This window comes from Klebsiella sp. A52 (genome assembly GCF_018388785.1).
GTDB classification, from domain to species: domain Bacteria; phylum Pseudomonadota; class Gammaproteobacteria; order Enterobacterales; family Enterobacteriaceae; genus Klebsiella; species Klebsiella aerogenes.
The window spans coordinates 3691748-3707380 of record NZ_CP074437.1 but is presented as its reverse complement, the minus strand read 5'-3'; the positions used below and the strand labels follow the sequence as shown (position 1 = coordinate 3707380).

The window sequence follows — 15633 nt, the reverse complement described above, 5'->3', positions numbered from 1 at the left end:
TCCCGGATGACCATCTTTTACAATAAGTGATAAGACAGCGGGCTTATCATAAAACGATGAAGATGACTGCCGCCTTTAAGGTTGAAGTTAGCTTTAATCTTGTCTAAATGCGCATAAATGGTTTTTACCCGCAGACCTAACACTCTGGCAACGACGTTCACCGACATGCCGGCTACGACATGATCGATAATCATCATCTCTCTTTCACTGAGCGGGGCTCCCCCCTTTGCCTTTATTAGACTAAAGTCCGGCTGACCGCCATGGTCATATAACTGCCGATGCTTAATGTCCAACAACAACTTTTGAATATTGGCTGTCGATTCGCGACTACTCACCCACAATATATTCCCCCGATAAATCAACCGTCCAGGGCGACTACTTCTGGACGTGCTTACTCCCAAAATAATGCCCTTAAACAATTGAGATAACGCATAGAGATGCTTGTAATCTTGATAGCCATGTAGCGGCAAAATAATAAGATCCGCTTGCTGTATAGAATGGTTAGTGTAAGCCAATTCAACGTAAGCGGGCTCATGACACTCAGAAGATATCTGTTGTAGACAATATTCTACACCCAGTCGAAACCAGATATCCTTGCTATTAATTATAACCTTCAATTTTATAACCCTGGCATAAGAACGACAGGCGCACCTTGAATATAGAAAATCCTACTCGGCTGTTAACTTACGTCGGATATTCCACGTAACTGTATGATAGCGCCATCATTCTGGCAGAACGGTTTATCACTTTTCACAGAATAAACAGTTGTAACGTAGTGACTGTTGATATAATAACCCTGAGTCTTGACGCGTAATATAATTTCTTGCTCAATGCCGACATCCTTAAGGAGTCGACGTAAATTTTGCATCACTTGCCATAAACGTTGTGATGAGGGCCTTAAATCATTTTTCTCCCAGACATGTACCATCAACTCTTCATCACTAACCATTCTTTCAAGACCATGTTCAAATAAATACTCAATTAAACAGGCCATCGTTTTTCGTAGACGGATGTTTTTTCTATTACCACTTACAGTAGCTATTTCCCGGTACTTCAAGAAGTAAAAAAAATCATCCTCTAATTGGTAACCAAGTAACGCACTACCTATTATCATTCATCTCTCCATGATAAAAATCATCATTTCAAAGGCAGGTTACATGGCAAATCAGCAATCGCCTAAACAATTTTGATATGCATAATAATCAAAACATAAAACTACATTTAAATACATACAAAGCGCAATGCACTATATAGTGCATTATTATCAGTTATTTATGTTGATTAGGATTATTCTTAAATGGCCAATTACTTTACAAAAGGTAAATTAATGAAAGGTATGGAAATCAAAAAAAAGCCACTTTTATTGATCTGGATCAATAAAGTGGCATATCTTTCGCTCAAGTAAAATTGACCTTGGTCGATAGTAGTCTAATTGGCGCGATGAAAAGCGGCCCGTCCTTTACATTCGGTAGCCCGGTATCTTAATCAAAGAATCCATTTGCGGCGCGATCTCATCATCCCACACCCGCTGCCAGTCGCTCTGCTGTACCTGATTAAGGGCAACGCTAACTGAACTGTCTTTGGTGCTGAGATGACGGATCAGAACCTCAGTGATTTCCGCAGCCAGCGCGCTTTTTTGCTCTTCGCTCAGTTCACGGGGAAAACATTTGATATCGACATGTGGCATAGCAGGCTCCTTATTATTGGGATTTTAAAACTATCACAGATTCCCTAACTCAAATCACGATTTGTGCCTTAGAGAAGATTATTGTCACGCAGTACCTGCTGCAGCTCCGCACGGCGATAAACCGCCTGAGCCACAGCGGCAAACTTTGGCGTATGCGCGGCAAACCACTCGCGCCGCGGCCCCCAGCTGTACATCGCGGCAATATAGCAATCCAACAACGTGATATTCCCGCCTAATGCGTAAGGCTCGGCTGCCAGCTGCTGTTCCAGCCAGAGATAGAGTGATTTGCGGTATTGCTGACAGCTCTCACGCAGTTCGTCAGGCGCTGAGGCTGTCCAGCGTTCGGGATAGTCGGCATAGGTGAAGGTCGGATAAACGTTAGCCACCAGCCAGATCAGCAAACGTTGAAACTGCTGGCGCTGTGGCGTACCGGCTGGCGGCGCCAGATCCGGGCGCTCATCAAGGATCATCAGCGCGATCGCCGCTGTTTCCGTCATCACGCTGCCATCCGCCAGTTGCAGGGTAGGCACCTGACACAGCGGGTTGATCGCCCGTAGTTTCTCTCGCTGCGCGCCTGGCTGGTCAAAGCCATCGACATTGATAAATTGATAAGGGATGTTGGCCAAGGTCAACATCATCTCGCTTATTGCCGAGCCCCACCCCGGCACACCATACAATTTCATGATAGTCAGTTCCCAGGCAGAAAACTTTTAGCGTAGCACTAATTCCGCGCGGCGCTGAATTCGCGCCAGGCGACGATGGCTACCAGTGCTACCGGAATAAGCACCGAGTAGAAACCCGTCAGGATGTAGCCCAGCGCCCCAAGCCCTGCTCCCAGCAGAAAACCGAGCACCGAAGCCCCCGATTTTTTGATTTTTTCTCTATTCTCGCGGTTGGGCGCCTGGCACCAGTTAACCACATCGATGGTTAACTGCGTGACGTTACCGGTCATCATCGTACTCGGGCTGGTGGTGGGTAATAATAATCGGGTGGTGGCGTTCCTCACCCCCATCGCCATCACGCCGGCCATGCCGGTGATTAACGCGGTCGCGCTATCCGCGCCGACAAAGGGCTGCCACAGCAGCCCCAACAGGCCGAAAAGGAGTAACAGCAGAATCTCAACGACGAACAAGCTGCCAAGAAAGCGTGGCGTAATGGTTTTTCGACTTTTGATAACCAGCGTGACGATCGCCACCGCCAGCATAAAAACAGGAATGGCGAGCAGTTTCGATAAAATACCTTCGCTGTTGGTGGCCAGGGCTGCCCCGGCCACTACCAGGTTTCCCGTGACGTGGGCGGTAAACAGGCCAAACAAGGTGATGAAGCTGATAGTGTCGATAGCGCCGCCGGAAGCGGCGAGTAACGCGGGCTCACGATGGTGCTGCCAGCGTTGCTCCAGTAAGAGTTGGTTTTCGGCCACAGAGATTAATCCATTAATAAGACACACGATGTAGCCATGAGTATAGCAATCCCTGGCTATTAATAATCACAGCATCAATATGTTATCCCCGGCGGATTGACCTCCGATTGCCTGACTACCTCCCCCTGTTCCCCCCAGCGCGCGAGAACCTGCTGATACTCGCCACGCGCGATCGCGCCATTCAGCGCCGCCTGCAGCGCGTATACCAGCCCATTGCCTTTTTTAGTGGTGGTGGCCACCCAAGCTTTTTTGGGACCGAGCCCGACAACTTTGGTTTTTCCGTTTAATGCAGCCTTATAAGAGGCCACCGACTGCGGACCAAAAAAGACGTCCGCCCTTCCCGACTGAATATAAAGATTGCCGGAGGCATCGTCGGTAAGATAAACCGGTAACGCCGGTTGCCGTCCCGCGGCTTCGTTTTCCGCATTCCATCCCAGCAGGATCCGCTCCTGGTTGGTACCAGAACCGACAATGACTTTACGTCCTGAGAGATCCTGCGCATTTGAGATCCGCGTAATGTCACTGGTTGATTTCACCGAGAAGGCCAGCGAGTCTACGCGGTAGGTGGCGAAATCGAACTTCTCTTTGCGCTTCTCGGTCACCGCGATGTTAATCAACGCCACATCGTAACGCCCTGACGCGATCCCCAAAGGCCAGTCCTCCCAGGCCGTTGGCACCAGCTTCAGTTTCAGACCAAGGCTACCCGCCAGTATACGGGCGATGTCCGGGTCGCTGCCGATACGCGTGCGGTTGTCGCTGGCCAGCAGCGCCAGCGGCGGTGAATTTAATGCCGAAATCGCCACCGTCAGCACACCGGGCTCCACAAAACGATAGTCCGGAGGAATTTTGCTAATCGCGTTATCATCTCGCGTCACCGGCAATGGCTGTTCATTGGCGCGCAAATCGAGTTCGGCGCGCGCCTCGCCGATGCTCAGGAGCAGCATGAGGGCTGCAGCTAATTTCCTCATGCCAGCACCCGTGATAAAAATTGCCGGGTACGCTGGTGTTGCGGATGATTTAACACTTCATCGCTGCTGCCCTGTTCAACGATTTTGCCATCGACCATAAACACCACCTGGTCGGCAACCTCGCGGGCAAAGCCGATTTCGTGTGTTACCACCACAAGCGTCGTCCCGGAGCGGGCAAGTTTCTTGATAACATCGAGCACTTCGCCAACCAGTTCCGGATCCAGCGCGGAAGTGGGTTCATCAAACAAGATCACGCGCGGATTGAGCGCCAGCGCGCGGGCGATGGCGATGCGCTGCTGCTGGCCGCCGGAAAGATGCCGCGACCAGGCATCGGCTTTGTTGCGCAAACCGACAATGTCCAACAATTCGTAAGCACGAGCGATGGCCTCCTTTCGACTGGCCCGTTTGTGGGCAATCGGCGCTTCAATTAAATTCTCCAGCACCGTCAGATGCGGAAACAAATTGAAGTTCTGAAATACGTATCCCACGTTGACCCGCTGGCGAAGGATCTCTTTTTCTTTCAGCTCGTACAGCTTGTCGCCTTTACGGCGATAGCCGATATAGTCGCCATCAATCTGGATAAACCCTTCATCGACCCGTTCAAGATGGTTAATTGTGCGCAGCAGCGTCGATTTTCCCGAACCGGACGGCCCGAGGATCACCGTCACCGTTCCCGGCGCTATCTCCAGCGAAACATCATCCAGCGCTTTATGACGGCCAAAGTATTTACTGACCCCGGTTATCGAAATATGACCATTACGAGAGTTGAGCATGGACGGCCTCCTGCGGCTGACGAACCGGTTGGGTCACGCGATTATTACGCACGCTGTTCACCGCCGAGCGGCGTTCGCTGCGCGCCAGCGCGCGTTCGACAAGGTACTGAATTGCGGAGAGCACGCTGGTAATCACCAGGTACCACGCGGCGCCCACCATCAGCAGCGGGATCACTTCCTGGGTGCGGTTATAAATCATCTGAATGGTGTAGAACAATTCCGGCATCGCCAGTACGTAAACCATCGCCGTCCCTTTTGCCAGGCTGATGATTTCATTGAACCCTGCCGGCAGAATGGTGCGCAGCGCTTGCGGCAAGATGATCCGCAGCGTGCGTCGCCAGGCGGGGAGTCCCAGCGCGGCGGCGGCCTCATACTGCCCGTGATCCACGCCCAAAAAGCCTCCGCGGATAATTTCAGCGGTATAGGCGCTCTGCACCAGCGTCAGGCCAACTACTGCCGTGGAGAACTGCCCCAGTACATTGATAGTCTGATAGCTCGCCCAGGTTACGCCGGTGAAAGGGATCCCCAGCGATAAGCTGTCGTACAGATAAGAGAAGTTATACAGAATGATCAACACCACAATAAGCGGCAGCGAACGGAACAGCCAGATATACCCCCATGCCAGGCTGCTGAGCAGCCATGACGACGACAGGCGGGCCAGCGCCAACAGGCCGCCGAAGATAACGCTTAAAAAGGTACCAAGTAGCGTGAGCAGCAGCGTTTGCCCCACCCCCTCGAGGATCACCGGGTCGAAGAACCAGTGGGCGAATACCCCCCACTCCCAGCGCGGGTTGAACGCGACCGACTGCACGACGACCGCCAGCACCAGCAGCGCCAATACCGCCCCGGCGACGCGCAGCGGGTAGCGCGCCGGAACCACTTTGATCGTTTCAGATGATTGCATAATGCCTCCTTAAGCGCTGTGGCTGAGGGCGCTAACCGCCAGCGCTTTACTGAACCGCAACCGGCCATCATAGGGCGGCCGGCTGTACTCTTCCGGGTCGCGAGCGAGGTCAAACTGCGCCTCATACCCCTGGCTTAAATAGAGCTTTACCGCTTCCGGCTGACGAAAACCGGTGGTGAGAAAAATATGGCTATAACCTGCCAGCACCGCCCGACGCTCCAGTTCTTGTACAACCCTGGCGGCCAGCCCCTGTTGACGCAGCCGACGATGCGTCCAGATCCGCTTAATTTCCGCGGTGTGCGTGTCTTTCGGCTTGTAGGCGCCGGTGGCGATGATTTCGCCGTCACGCTCCAGCACAATAAACAGCCCCTGCGGCGGCAGATACCATTCGGTTAACTCCACTTCCGCATCACGAGAAAAATAGTCGCCGTAACGAGCGGCGTACTCGGCAAACAGGCCGCTAATAATCGGCTGTAATTCCGGCGCGTCCGGAGAAATATCACGAAATGCTTCGCTCATAGCGCCCCCTGTTAATCGCCCAGCCCGGCGGGGTTGATTTCCGATTGTGGGATACTCTCCACTCCCTCGCCCCAGCGGTTGAGCACTTTGGCATAGTCACCGCTGGCGATAGCGCCGTTGAGCGCCGCCTGTACGGCATTAACCAGCCCGCTGCCTTTCTTCAGCGTCACCGCGATATGCGCCGCCTTCGGCCACCCGCCGTCCACGCTGCCCACCAGCTTGGTTTTGCCAGTAAGGGCCGCTTTCCAGGCGCCTATGACGTTAGGGCCGAAGAATGCGTCGGCGCGGCCCGTTTGCAAAGCCAGCGTCTGCGCGGCGTCGTCTTTGGTATAGACCGGTATAAACGGTTTAAGCCCGCGCTTAACGTTTTCCGCATTCCATGCGAGTAAGATAGCCTCCTGATTGGTGCCGGAGCCGACGATAATCTTCAGCCCGGCAATATCTTCCGCTTTGTCGATCTTGTTCAGTGGGCTGGTGCTTTTAACGTAAAAACCCAGCGAATCTTTACGATAAGTGGCGAAATCGAACTTCTCTTTGCGCTCTTTGGTGACGGTAATATTGCTGATCGCGGCATCATATTTGCCGGAGGCGACGCCGAGCGGCCAGTCTTCCCACGAGGTCGGAACAACGTTGACTTCGAGGCCGAGGCTGTCAGCCACCAGACGCGCAATATCCGCCTCGCTACCGAGCAACGTTTTGTTATCATCAGAAAACACCGTCAGCGGCGGCGAGTTTAGCGCCGCAACCGCGACGGTAAATTTCCCCGGCACCGCCAGGTGCAGATCTTTCGGCAACAGCGCAATTGCCTGCGGATTTTTTGCCGTATGAATCGGGGTTTTATTGGCTTCCAGGCTAACTCCGGTGCCATTGATATTGACGTCCTGCGCCCACGACGGGGCGCTAATTGCCAACGCGAAGGCCAGCAATAGCGTTGATTTCTGCATAGCGCGGTTCTCTTTTATTATTTTTCGAATTGGTTAATGGGCAGATCCAGCCCCAGGCTTTCCCGCAGCGTGGTGCCTGGATAGTCGCGGCGGAACAATCCGCGCGCCTGCAGCAATGGCACCACTTCATCAACAAAACGCGGGAAGGTTTCCGGCGTGCCGCCCTGAATAATGAAGCCATCGGCGGCGCGTTGTTCAAACCACAGCTGCAGGCCGTCGGCGACATCGCTGGCCGTGCCGGAGAAGCGCGGGCGCGGGCTGGCGGCCTCCAGCGCCACCTGGCGCAGGGTTAATCCCCGTTCACGGGCATTGCGTTTAATTTCATCGGTGGTGCTGCGGAAGCTGTTTTGCCCAAGATCGCCAATATCCGGGAAGGGTTCATCCAGCGGATATTGCGCAAAGTCGTGATGCTCGAAATAGCGCCCCAGGTAATTCAACGCGTCGTCGATCGAGACCAGCGCCGCCGTGGTCTGGTATTGACGCTCCGCATCCTCCGCGTCGTCACCGACGATTACGCTGACGCCCTGGAAAATATGCAGTTGATCCGCACTGCGCTGATAGGCAGCCAGTTGGCTTTTGACATCCTGATAAAACGCCTGCGCCTCGGCTAATGATTCCTGGTGGGTAAAAATGGCATCAGCGTGGCGAGCGGCTAATTTTTTGCCGTCATCGGAGGCGCCTGCCTGGAATATAATGGGCCGTCCCTGTGGCGTGCGGGCAATATTCAAAGGACCCGCGACTTTAAAGAAATCGCCATGATGATTAAGCGTATGCAGTTTATTTTTATCAAAAAACTGGCCGCTCTCTTTATTACGCACAAAAGCGCCGTCTTCCCAGGAATCCCACAATCCTTTAACCACCTGAAGATATTCGTCGGCGATACGATAGCGCAGCGCATGATCGGGATGCTGGGCGCGGGAGAAGTTTTTCGCCGAGCCTTCCAGCGGCGACGTCACCACGTTCCAGCCGGCGCGCCCGTGGCTTAAATGGTCAAGGCTGGCGAACTGTCGCGCGGTCGTGAACGGTTCGCTATAGGAGGTGGAGAGCGTGCCGACCAGCCCCAGACGATCGGTCACCGCCGCCAGCGTTGATAATACCGTTAACGGCTCAAAACGATTTAAAAAGTGCGGGATGGATTTTTCGTTAATATATAACCCGTCGGCGACAAAAATAAAATCGAGTTTCCCCTGCTCGGCTTTTTGCGCCGTTTCTTTCACAAATTCAAAATTAATACTGGCATCCGCCAACGCCGCCGGATGACGCCAGGCGGACATATTTCCTGAGGCGCCATGTAAAATCGTCCCCAGACGTAATTGCCGTTTTTCAGACATAGTGACCCCTTACCCTGTCAAAAATTAAATATGGTGTAATGCCTGTTCCGCCAGATCCGCGAAATAGCGCGCGGCTGGGGCAATGGCGTTTTCATCCGGATTAAAAGCCGGATGATGCAGGCCAAACTCGCTGGCGCTACCTATGCTGACGAAAGCGCCCGGAATATGCTGCAGATAGACGGCAAAGTCTTCGCCGCCCAGATGTAAATCGGCGTGATGCGTGCGATAACCGAAGCGGTCGGCCGCCGCGCTGGCGAACGCCGCCCAGCGCTCATCGTTAACCAGCGCCGTTGGCCCGGCATACCAGAAGACATCGATTTGCGCGCCAAAGGCGCTGGCGAAACCGGCGGCGATTTCGCTGACTCTCGCCTTAACCCGCTGCTGCACCTCGCTACTGTGGGTACGCAGCGTCCCTTCGAGCTCCACGCTTTCCGGCAAAACGTTCCAGGTATTCCCCCCCTGGATCCGCGTCACGCTGAGCACCACCGAATCCAGGGTATTCACTTCGCGGCTGGCGACGCTCTGTAGCAGCGTCACCAGTTGGCTCGCTAGCAGGATGGCATCTTTGCCTTCATGCGGCCGGGCGGCATGCGCCCCCTTGCCGGTCACTTTGAATACGAAGCGATCGACGTTGGCATAAAACGGGCCGCCGCGGGTGGCAAACTCGCCAACTGGTAAATTGGGCTCATTGTGCATGCCGAAGATTGCCGATACGCCGTCAAGCGCCCCGGCGCGGATCAACGTTTTTGCGCCGCCGAAACTCTCTTCCGCTGGCTGGAACAGGATCCGCACCCGCCCCGGCAGTTGCGCTTCTCGTTCCTTTAACAGCAACGCCGCGCCAAGCATCACGCTGGTATGTATATCGTGACCGCAGGCATGCATGACGCCGGGATTTTGCGAGCGGAACGGCAGTCCGGTGGCCTCTTCTATCGGTAGCGCGTCAATATCGGCGCGCAGGGCGATGATTTTATCGCCGCTGCCCACTTCCGTCACCGCGCCGGTGGTTAACTCGTAAGGCAGTAACGGCAGGCCGCCGCTTTGCAACCAGTCGCGGATACGCGCGGTAGTTGCCACTTCCTGTAATGAGAGTTCCGGGTTCTGATGCAGTTCGCGCCGCCAGCTAATCAACTGTTGCTCGAAATTCATGGCGTTACCTCCGCGCCAAGATGCGCCTGCGCCAGCAATCCCAACGACGCCAGCCGCGCACGCCCTTCGGCAATAGGGGTATCAATAATAAACTCATCAATGCCCCACTGCGCCTGAAGGGCATCGAGTTGTGCTTTAACCTCTTCTGCGGTACCAAACAACAGCGAGGACTCGCGGCGCTCAATGCGCGTCGGCGGGCTACCGGCCTGACGGGCAAAAGCCGCCGCCTGAGCTTCACTACCCACCGTTACCCGCTGGCCGTTTGCCAGTTCAACGCCCCAGACCTCCACCTGCTTCGCCAGTTCAGCGGCGCTGGCGGCGTCTTGCGCAACGATAACTTGTACGGCCACGATGACCTCCCGGCGGCTCAATTCGCGCCAGTTGGTTAACACTTCCCGCAACAGGTTTTTATCGCCGTTGAGATGCGCGGCAAAAACAAAGTTCCAGTCCAGACGGGCCGCCAGGCGGGCGCTCTCGACGCTGGCGCCGAGCAGGAAACCGTCCGCGCGGCGCGGCGGGATAGGGGTCGCGCGCAGGCTCTCCTCGCCCTGGCTTTCGGTCAACGTTAGCCAGTTATCAAGCTGGGCAAGCTGTTCGGCAAAACTGCCCTTCTCATGCTGATGGACGCCCTGTTGCAGCGCGCGAGTGGCAAGCGGCAGACCGCCTGGCGCCTTGCCAACGCCGAGATCGACGCGTCCTGGCGCAATACTGGCGAGCAAATTAAAGTTTTCGGCGACTTTGTAAGGGCTATAGTGCTGCAGCATCACGCCGCCGGATCCGACGCGGATCTGCCGGGTTTGCCCGAGGATCCAGGCAATCAGCAGCTCCGGCGACGGGCTCGCCAGCTGTTCCGCGTTGTGATGCTCGGCAATCCAGAAACGATGATACCCCCAGCGTTCTGCCTGTTGCGCAAGCGTTAACGTACGCGCCAGCGCCTGAGCAGCAGTTTCGCCAGGAGCAAGAGGACTTTTATCCAGGATACTGATTCGATAAGACATTTCGCAGGCTCGTTTTAATTAACATGCCTGCATTATTAGAATCTGCAGCGCGTACTGAGAAACAATTTATTCACATGTACTCTGCCGGAAATTAGATATGCACCCTGCCAGCCATTGCCTGCTGATGGACAATTTCAGCAATAAAGCGCTCTGTTTGTCGCTGATTACGTAAACGGACGAAACGGATATGACCATACTGCGCAGAATGCATATCCGCTAAATAGCGCTGACGATTAGAGCGCCACGTTTTCATGGTCCACAAAATTATCGAATCACGATTGCAGAAGGTGCGACGAAAGGTTTCGCGATTACCGGTACCCGGCCATAGCTCCTGCTGGTGCCAGGCGCGACTCAGCGCACGGCGAATGGCCTGATATAGTGTGCGAACAAAGCTATAATCTACCCATACCACCAGATCAATATCACGCCATTTGACTGCGCGACTGCGATTATAGTTGCCATCAAGAACCCAGCCAGCAGAGGCCGTGGCCTGCGCGATGCTGGCGAAAAACTCTTCATCCGGCGCCCCCTCCCACTCTGGCCGCCAGTAGAGCCTATCCAGTTCGATGTAGGGCAAAGAAAGCGCTGCCGCCAGGCGTTGCGCAAGTGTCGACTTCCCTACGCCGCTAGTGCCTACCACATTGATTTTCATGATGATTTCAAGCCCCTTTTTCTCCCGATAGTCAGCATATACTCTCTTCAGCTGCGTAGATCCTTGTGGCGAAAGCCGTCTACCGCGTTTAGACTCAATTTCCTGCCATGAATTCGCTAAATTAAATACGGTAACAGCATGTTAAAGGATAACTTCAACGATCTCCTGTCGTTTATGGTAGTCGCCCGCGAACGCAGTTTCACCCGCGCCGCTGCCCAACTTGGGGTATCGCAATCTGCGCTGAGCCATGCGATGCGCAACCTCGAAGCCCGGCTTGATGTTCGTCTGCTGACCCGTACCACCCGCAGCGTCGCCCCCACCGAAGCGGGTGAAAAATTGTTCCAGAATTTACGTCCGCATCTCACGGAAATTGAACGCGAGCTCGGCGCCTTGAGGGATAGCCGCGCCCTTCCGGCGGGTAATATTCGCCTTAACGCCGGTGAACACGCCGTCAGCGCGGTGTTGTGGCCGGCATTAAAGCCATTTATGTTGCGTTATCCGGATATCAATATCGAAATTACCGTCGATAACGGCCTGGCCGATATCGTCGATGGCCGCTTTGACGCCGGTATACGTCTCGGCGATCAGGTGGCAAAGGACATGATTGCGGTGCGCATCGCCCCGGACATGCGCATGGTCGTCGTGGGCTCGCCTGATTATCTTCAACGCCACGGCACACCACAGACGCCTTATCAACTGGATCAGCATCGCTGTATTAATATACGGCTACCGACCCGCGGCGGGCTCTACGCCTGGGAATTCAGCGACAATAATAAAACCTTCCAGGTTTATGTGGACGGACAACTGACGCTGAATAGCTTGCCGCAACGCATTGATGCCGCGGAATCCGGTCTCGGCCTGGCCTATGTCCCTGATGATGTCGTCGAGGAGGCGCTGGTTGCCGGTCGTTTAGTACGGGTACTCGATGCCTGGACACCCACCTTCCCTGGTTATCATCTGTATTATCCCAGCCGTCGTCAGCATACCGCTGCGTTTGCGCTACTCGTCGACGCGTTGCGTCATTGAACTCATTGATATTTAAGTAAGTGCTGTTGTGAAATGTTTTACGTGCGTCACTATCACGTTACGTGTAGGATGCAGCGCCGTGCATGATTTATCTCTACGACAGAATAGTGAGAAAGCCAGCACGATGTATCGCCGCTGCGCGATACGACAACCACTCATGGACATTGACAGGAAAATGGGTACATCAATGAATAACAAACACACTGACGCGGCGGAACATCATGCCGCGAAACGCCACTGGCTCAACTCGCACGAATCGGGTTACCACAAAGCAATGGGCAACCGTCAGGTACAGATGATCGCCATTGGCGGCGCCATCGGGACCGGTCTGTTTCTCGGCGCCGGGGCGCGTTTACAAATGGCGGGTCCGGCGCTGGCGCTGGTTTATCTGGTTTGCGGTATCTTCTCCTTCTTCATCCTTCGCGCCCTCGGCGAACTGGTTCTCCATCGCCCCTCCAGCGGTAGTTTCGTCTCTTACGCTCGTGAATTCCTCGGTGAAAAAGCCGCCTACGTCGCCGGCTGGATGTATTTCGTTAACTGGGCAATGACCGGTATCGTCGATATCACCGCCGTCGCCTTGTATATGCATTATTGGGGCGCTTTCGGCGATGTTCCGCAGTGGGTCTTCGCTCTTGGCGCGCTGGCGATCGTCGGCACCATGAATATGATCGGTGTGAAATGGTTCGCTGAGATGGAGTTCTGGTTCGCGTTGGTAAAAGTACTGGCTATTGTCGCATTCCTGGTAGTCGGCACGATTTTCCTCGGTACCGGAAAACCGCTCGATGGCAATGCCACCGGCTTCCATCTGATTACCGACAACGGCGGTTTCTTCCCCCACGGTCTGTTGCCGGCACTGGTGCTAGTTCAGGGCGTAGTCTTCGCCTTCGCTTCCATCGAGCTGGTGGGTACCGCGGCGGGCGAATGTAAAGACCCGGAAACCATGGTACCGAAAGCGATTAACAGCGTGATCTGGCGTATCGGCCTGTTCTACGTCGGTTCCGTCGTGCTATTGGTGCTGCTGCTGCCGTGGAACGCCTATCAGGCAGGGCAAAGCCCGTTCGTCACCTTCTTCTCGAAGCTCGGCGTACCATACATCGGTAGCGTGATGAACATCGTGGTATTAACGGCCGCCCTCTCCAGCCTGAACTCAGGCCTGTACTGCACCGGGCGAATTCTGCGTTCGATGTCGATGGGAGGTTCAGCGCCGAAGTTTATGTCGAAGATGAGCCGCCATCACGTCCCTTACGCCGGGATCCTCGCGACGCTGGCAGTCTACGTGGTGGGGGTTTTCCTCAACTATCTGGTGCCGTCGCAGGTATTTGAGATCGTGCTTAACGTCGCATCCCTGGGGATTATCGCTTCATGGGGCTTTATCGTGATCTGCCAGATGCGTCTGCGTAAGGCTATCAAGGAAGGCAAAGCGGCGGATGTGAGCTTCAAAATGCCGGGCGCGCCATTTACTTCATGGCTAACGCTGCTGTTCTTGCTGAGCGTACTGGTGTTGATGGCATTTGACTACCCGAACGGCACCTATACCATCGGGTCCATTCCGCTGCTGGCGGTGCTGCTGGTCGCAGGCTGGTTCGGCGTACGTAAACGCGTGGCTGATGTTCACAGCACGGCGCCGGGCGTTGAAAAACGCTAAGCGCTTTTCCATAACGGTTTGCCCCTCAGCGGGCAAACCGTCACCGAAAAATTAATTATCTTCCACCAGTTGAGCAACGTCGCTGCTGTTGATTTCGCGTTTGTTGCCAGACTCATCAATATAGCTGGTCATGCCGGTCTCTTTATCCAACTGCGGTTTGCCGTGGGTCACAATAGTTTGCCCACTTTTTGTCGTCATGACGTAATTAGAGCTGCAGCCTGCCAGAAGCGCCAGCATTGCCGCCGCGCAGATCACCATATATGGCTTTTTCATAATTTCTCCAGAATGATTACCACTCTCCCGCCGCGCGCGGGAAAAAGTAAGTGTATAACCTTTATAGTAATCAGGCTAATAGCGGTTTGTAACAGAGGATGAGACCCGGAGTAAGGAGGGGTCGCCCCCTCCCAGGGGATTACAGGGCAATGCGGATTACGTCGTCCGGCGCGGTGGCCTCTTTTTGACGAGTTGACTCCTGCTTCACGCTAACAAACAGCGTTTTTCCATCGGCGGACAGCGCCAGGCTATTCGGGAAGGTCGGCGTTTTGAAGGTTTTGACAACCTTATAGGTCTTAGCATCAATGACGCTGACTTCACCCGCTTTGCGATGGGTGACGTAGACTTCGTTGCGGGCCGGGTTAAACAGCACCGCTAAAGATTCCGGCGCGGCGATTTTTTGCAGCACTTTCCCGTCACGAATATCCACCACCAGCACTTCCGGCTGCTTGCTGTCGGTAATGAAAGCGCGGTGGCCGGCTGTATCCAGACTCAGGTTCAGGTAGAAATGCTCCTTACCGTCATCCTGCAGCTTCTTACGCGAGAGGATCTTATTGCTATCGGTATCGATAGTCAGCAGTTCGCCATCGGCATTGGTGGTGTAAAGACGTTTAGCGTCAGCATCGAGCGCCAGCCCGGTGGCCATCGCGCCGGTATTGGCAATGGTATCTTTCAGCGTCAGCTTGTCGCCATCCACCACCCAAATCACGCTCTCTTTACCCAGCCCGGAGATATACACGGTATTGGTTTTCTCATTCACCACCAGCTCACGCGGCTGCAGCGGGCGCACGGTATCACTACGTTTACGGTCATCGAGCACCAGTCTCCCTTTCACCGCGCTGGTTTTGGCATCTATTGCGGTCACGCTGCTATCAACGGTGTTGCCAAACCACAACGTCTGGGTGGTGTGATTGATGGTGGCGCCGAACGGTTTCAGGTCGTTATGAATAACCTGGGTGATGTCGAGCGTGGTCGGATCCAGACGATAGACGATGCCGCCCTTATCAAGGGAGCGGCTTTGCGAGGTGGCAACCCACAGCGCATTTTCCTGCTGGCTATACGCCATTTCGTACGCGCCTTTACCGACCGCTTTGCGCAGGAGCTCCTCGGCGGCGTGGGCGCTGAAGCTGCCTGCCAACAGTAACGACGTTAATAACAGAGAACGACGCAGACGCGGCGCGGATAACTGACGTAATGACATAACGATTCCCTTTATAGAACAATTAATTACTGGTTAGAGATGGCTTCCACAGCGTGAAGGTTAACTTCACTCTTTTTGTAAATGAGAATAGTAATCATTATTTATCGTAATGTGGAGTGTTAATTGCCTTTTTTGGTTAAAAGAAT

At 54.4% G+C, this 15633-nt stretch carries 16 protein-coding genes and 1 pseudogene; 2 read left to right on the top strand and 15 right to left on the bottom strand.

Annotation, left to right across the window (positions count from 1 at the left end; translation table 11 throughout):
- Positions 1-17: 17 nt before the first annotated feature.
- From KGA69_RS17485 to KGA69_RS17420, 13 genes and pseudogenes are all read right to left on the bottom strand, one after another.
- The gene (locus tag KGA69_RS17485) at positions 18-617 is read right to left on the bottom strand and encodes a helix-turn-helix transcriptional regulator (protein WP_045394080.1); all 600 of its coding nucleotides are present in this window, start codon (positions 615-617) and stop codon (positions 18-20) included.
- Positions 618-679: 62 nt separating this feature from the next.
- The gene (locus KGA69_RS17480; protein ID WP_213292519.1) at positions 680-1114 is read right to left on the bottom strand and encodes a winged helix-turn-helix domain-containing protein; all 435 of its coding nucleotides are present in this window, start codon (positions 1112-1114) and stop codon (positions 680-682) included.
- Between the two features lie 345 nt (positions 1115-1459).
- Positions 1460-1687 carry a tautomerase PptA gene (pptA, locus tag KGA69_RS17475; RefSeq protein ID WP_213292518.1) on the bottom strand — a complete coding sequence of 76 codons (228 nt, stop codon included), beginning with the start codon at positions 1685-1687 and terminating at the stop codon, positions 1460-1462.
- A 68-nt stretch (positions 1688-1755) separates the two neighbouring features.
- Positions 1756-2373, bottom strand: coding sequence for a glutathione S-transferase family protein (locus KGA69_RS17470; RefSeq protein WP_045394072.1), 618 nt, complete (start codon positions 2371-2373; stop codon positions 1756-1758).
- A 35-nt stretch (positions 2374-2408) separates the two neighbouring features.
- Complete coding sequence (locus KGA69_RS17465) at positions 2409-3107, bottom strand: YoaK family protein (protein WP_045394070.1); 699 nt, start codon at positions 3105-3107, stop codon at positions 2409-2411.
- A gap of 74 nt (positions 3108-3181) precedes the next feature.
- Complete coding sequence (locus KGA69_RS17460) at positions 3182-4051, bottom strand: transporter substrate-binding domain-containing protein (protein WP_074165414.1); 870 nt, start codon at positions 4049-4051, stop codon at positions 3182-3184.
- 20 nt (positions 4052-4071) lie between these two features.
- On the bottom strand, positions 4072-4848 hold the full coding sequence (locus KGA69_RS17455; protein ID WP_045394065.1) for an amino acid ABC transporter ATP-binding protein: 777 nt from the start codon (positions 4846-4848) through the stop codon (positions 4072-4074).
- The gene (locus KGA69_RS17450; RefSeq protein WP_213292517.1) at positions 4832-5752 is read right to left on the bottom strand and encodes an amino acid ABC transporter permease; all 921 of its coding nucleotides are present in this window, start codon (positions 5750-5752) and stop codon (positions 4832-4834) included. Before KGA69_RS17450 ends, KGA69_RS17455 begins: the two co-directional genes overlap by 17 nt.
- A 9-nt stretch (positions 5753-5761) precedes the next feature.
- Positions 5762-6271 carry a GNAT family N-acetyltransferase gene (locus KGA69_RS17445; protein WP_045394059.1) on the bottom strand — a complete coding sequence of 170 codons (510 nt, stop codon included), beginning with the start codon at positions 6269-6271 and terminating at the stop codon, positions 5762-5764.
- Positions 6272-6282: 11 nt separating this feature from the next.
- Positions 6283-8546 (bottom strand): annotated as a pseudogene (locus KGA69_RS24170) (NtaA/DmoA family FMN-dependent monooxygenase).
- A gap of 24 nt (positions 8547-8570) precedes the next feature.
- Entirely contained in the window at positions 8571-9692 is a 1122-nt protein-coding gene (locus KGA69_RS17430; protein WP_049060660.1) for an amidohydrolase, read from the bottom strand.
- Entirely contained in the window at positions 9689-10690 is a 1002-nt protein-coding gene (locus KGA69_RS17425) for an MsnO8 family LLM class oxidoreductase (RefSeq protein ID WP_213292516.1), read from the bottom strand. The genes KGA69_RS17430 and KGA69_RS17425 overlap by 4 nt, the downstream gene beginning before the upstream one ends.
- A gap of 91 nt (positions 10691-10781) precedes the next feature.
- Entirely contained in the window at positions 10782-11342 is a 561-nt protein-coding gene (locus tag KGA69_RS17420) for a P-loop NTPase family protein (protein ID WP_015366428.1), read from the bottom strand.
- Positions 11343-11480: 138 nt separating this feature from the next.
- Here KGA69_RS17420 and KGA69_RS17415 point away from each other — a divergent pair, with 138 nt between their 5' ends.
- Together KGA69_RS17415 and ansP are read left to right on the top strand one after the other, a co-directional pair.
- Positions 11481-12368, top strand: coding sequence for a LysR family transcriptional regulator (locus KGA69_RS17415; protein ID WP_063447822.1), 888 nt, complete (start codon positions 11481-11483; stop codon positions 12366-12368).
- A 187-nt stretch (positions 12369-12555) separates the two neighbouring features.
- Positions 12556-14013: an L-asparagine permease gene (gene ansP / locus KGA69_RS17410; RefSeq protein ID WP_045382500.1), complete on the top strand. Its 1458-nt coding sequence runs from the start codon at positions 12556-12558 to the stop codon at positions 14011-14013.
- Positions 14014-14064: 51 nt separating this feature from the next.
- On the opposite strand, the gene KGA69_RS17405 is transcribed toward ansP, so the two are convergent.
- The gene (locus tag KGA69_RS17405) at positions 14065-14286 is read right to left on the bottom strand and encodes a YgdI/YgdR family lipoprotein (RefSeq protein WP_015366425.1); all 222 of its coding nucleotides are present in this window, start codon (positions 14284-14286) and stop codon (positions 14065-14067) included.
- A gap of 139 nt (positions 14287-14425) precedes the next feature.
- The gene (locus KGA69_RS17400; protein ID WP_213292515.1) at positions 14426-15487 is read right to left on the bottom strand and encodes a 7-bladed beta-propeller protein YncE; all 1062 of its coding nucleotides are present in this window, start codon (positions 15485-15487) and stop codon (positions 14426-14428) included.
- Between the last annotated feature and the right edge of the window lie 146 nt (positions 15488-15633).

Coding starts and splice junctions, on each gene's coding strand:
- KGA69_RS17415 (WP_063447822.1), top strand. CDS start 11,481: ATGTTAAAGGATAACTTCAACGATCTCCTGTCGTTTATGGTAGTCGCC.
- KGA69_RS17450 (WP_213292517.1), bottom strand. CDS start 5,752: ATGCAATCATCTGAAACGATCAAAGTGGTTCCGGCGCGCTACCCGCTG.
- KGA69_RS17420 (WP_015366428.1), bottom strand. CDS start 11,342: ATGAAAATCAATGTGGTAGGCACTAGCGGCGTAGGGAAGTCGACACTT.
- ansP (WP_045382500.1), top strand. CDS start 12,556: ATGAATAACAAACACACTGACGCGGCGGAACATCATGCCGCGAAACGC.
- KGA69_RS17460 (WP_074165414.1), bottom strand. CDS start 4,051: ATGCTGCTCCTGAGCATCGGCGAGGCGCGCGCCGAACTCGATTTGCGC.
- KGA69_RS17445 (WP_045394059.1), bottom strand. CDS start 6,271: ATGAGCGAAGCATTTCGTGATATTTCTCCGGACGCGCCGGAATTACAG.
- KGA69_RS17425 (WP_213292516.1), bottom strand. CDS start 10,690: ATGTCTTATCGAATCAGTATCCTGGATAAAAGTCCTCTTGCTCCTGGC.
- pptA (WP_213292518.1), bottom strand. CDS start 1,687: ATGCCACATGTCGATATCAAATGTTTTCCCCGTGAACTGAGCGAAGAG.
- KGA69_RS17405 (WP_015366425.1), bottom strand. CDS start 14,286: ATGAAAAAGCCATATATGGTGATCTGCGCGGCGGCAATGCTGGCGCTT.
- KGA69_RS17400 (WP_213292515.1), bottom strand. CDS start 15,487: ATGTCATTACGTCAGTTATCCGCGCCGCGTCTGCGTCGTTCTCTGTTA.
- KGA69_RS17430 (WP_049060660.1), bottom strand. CDS start 9,692: ATGAATTTCGAGCAACAGTTGATTAGCTGGCGGCGCGAACTGCATCAG.
- KGA69_RS17455 (WP_045394065.1), bottom strand. CDS start 4,848: ATGCTCAACTCTCGTAATGGTCATATTTCGATAACCGGGGTCAGTAAA.
- KGA69_RS17480 (WP_213292519.1), bottom strand. CDS start 1,114: ATGATAATAGGTAGTGCGTTACTTGGTTACCAATTAGAGGATGATTTT.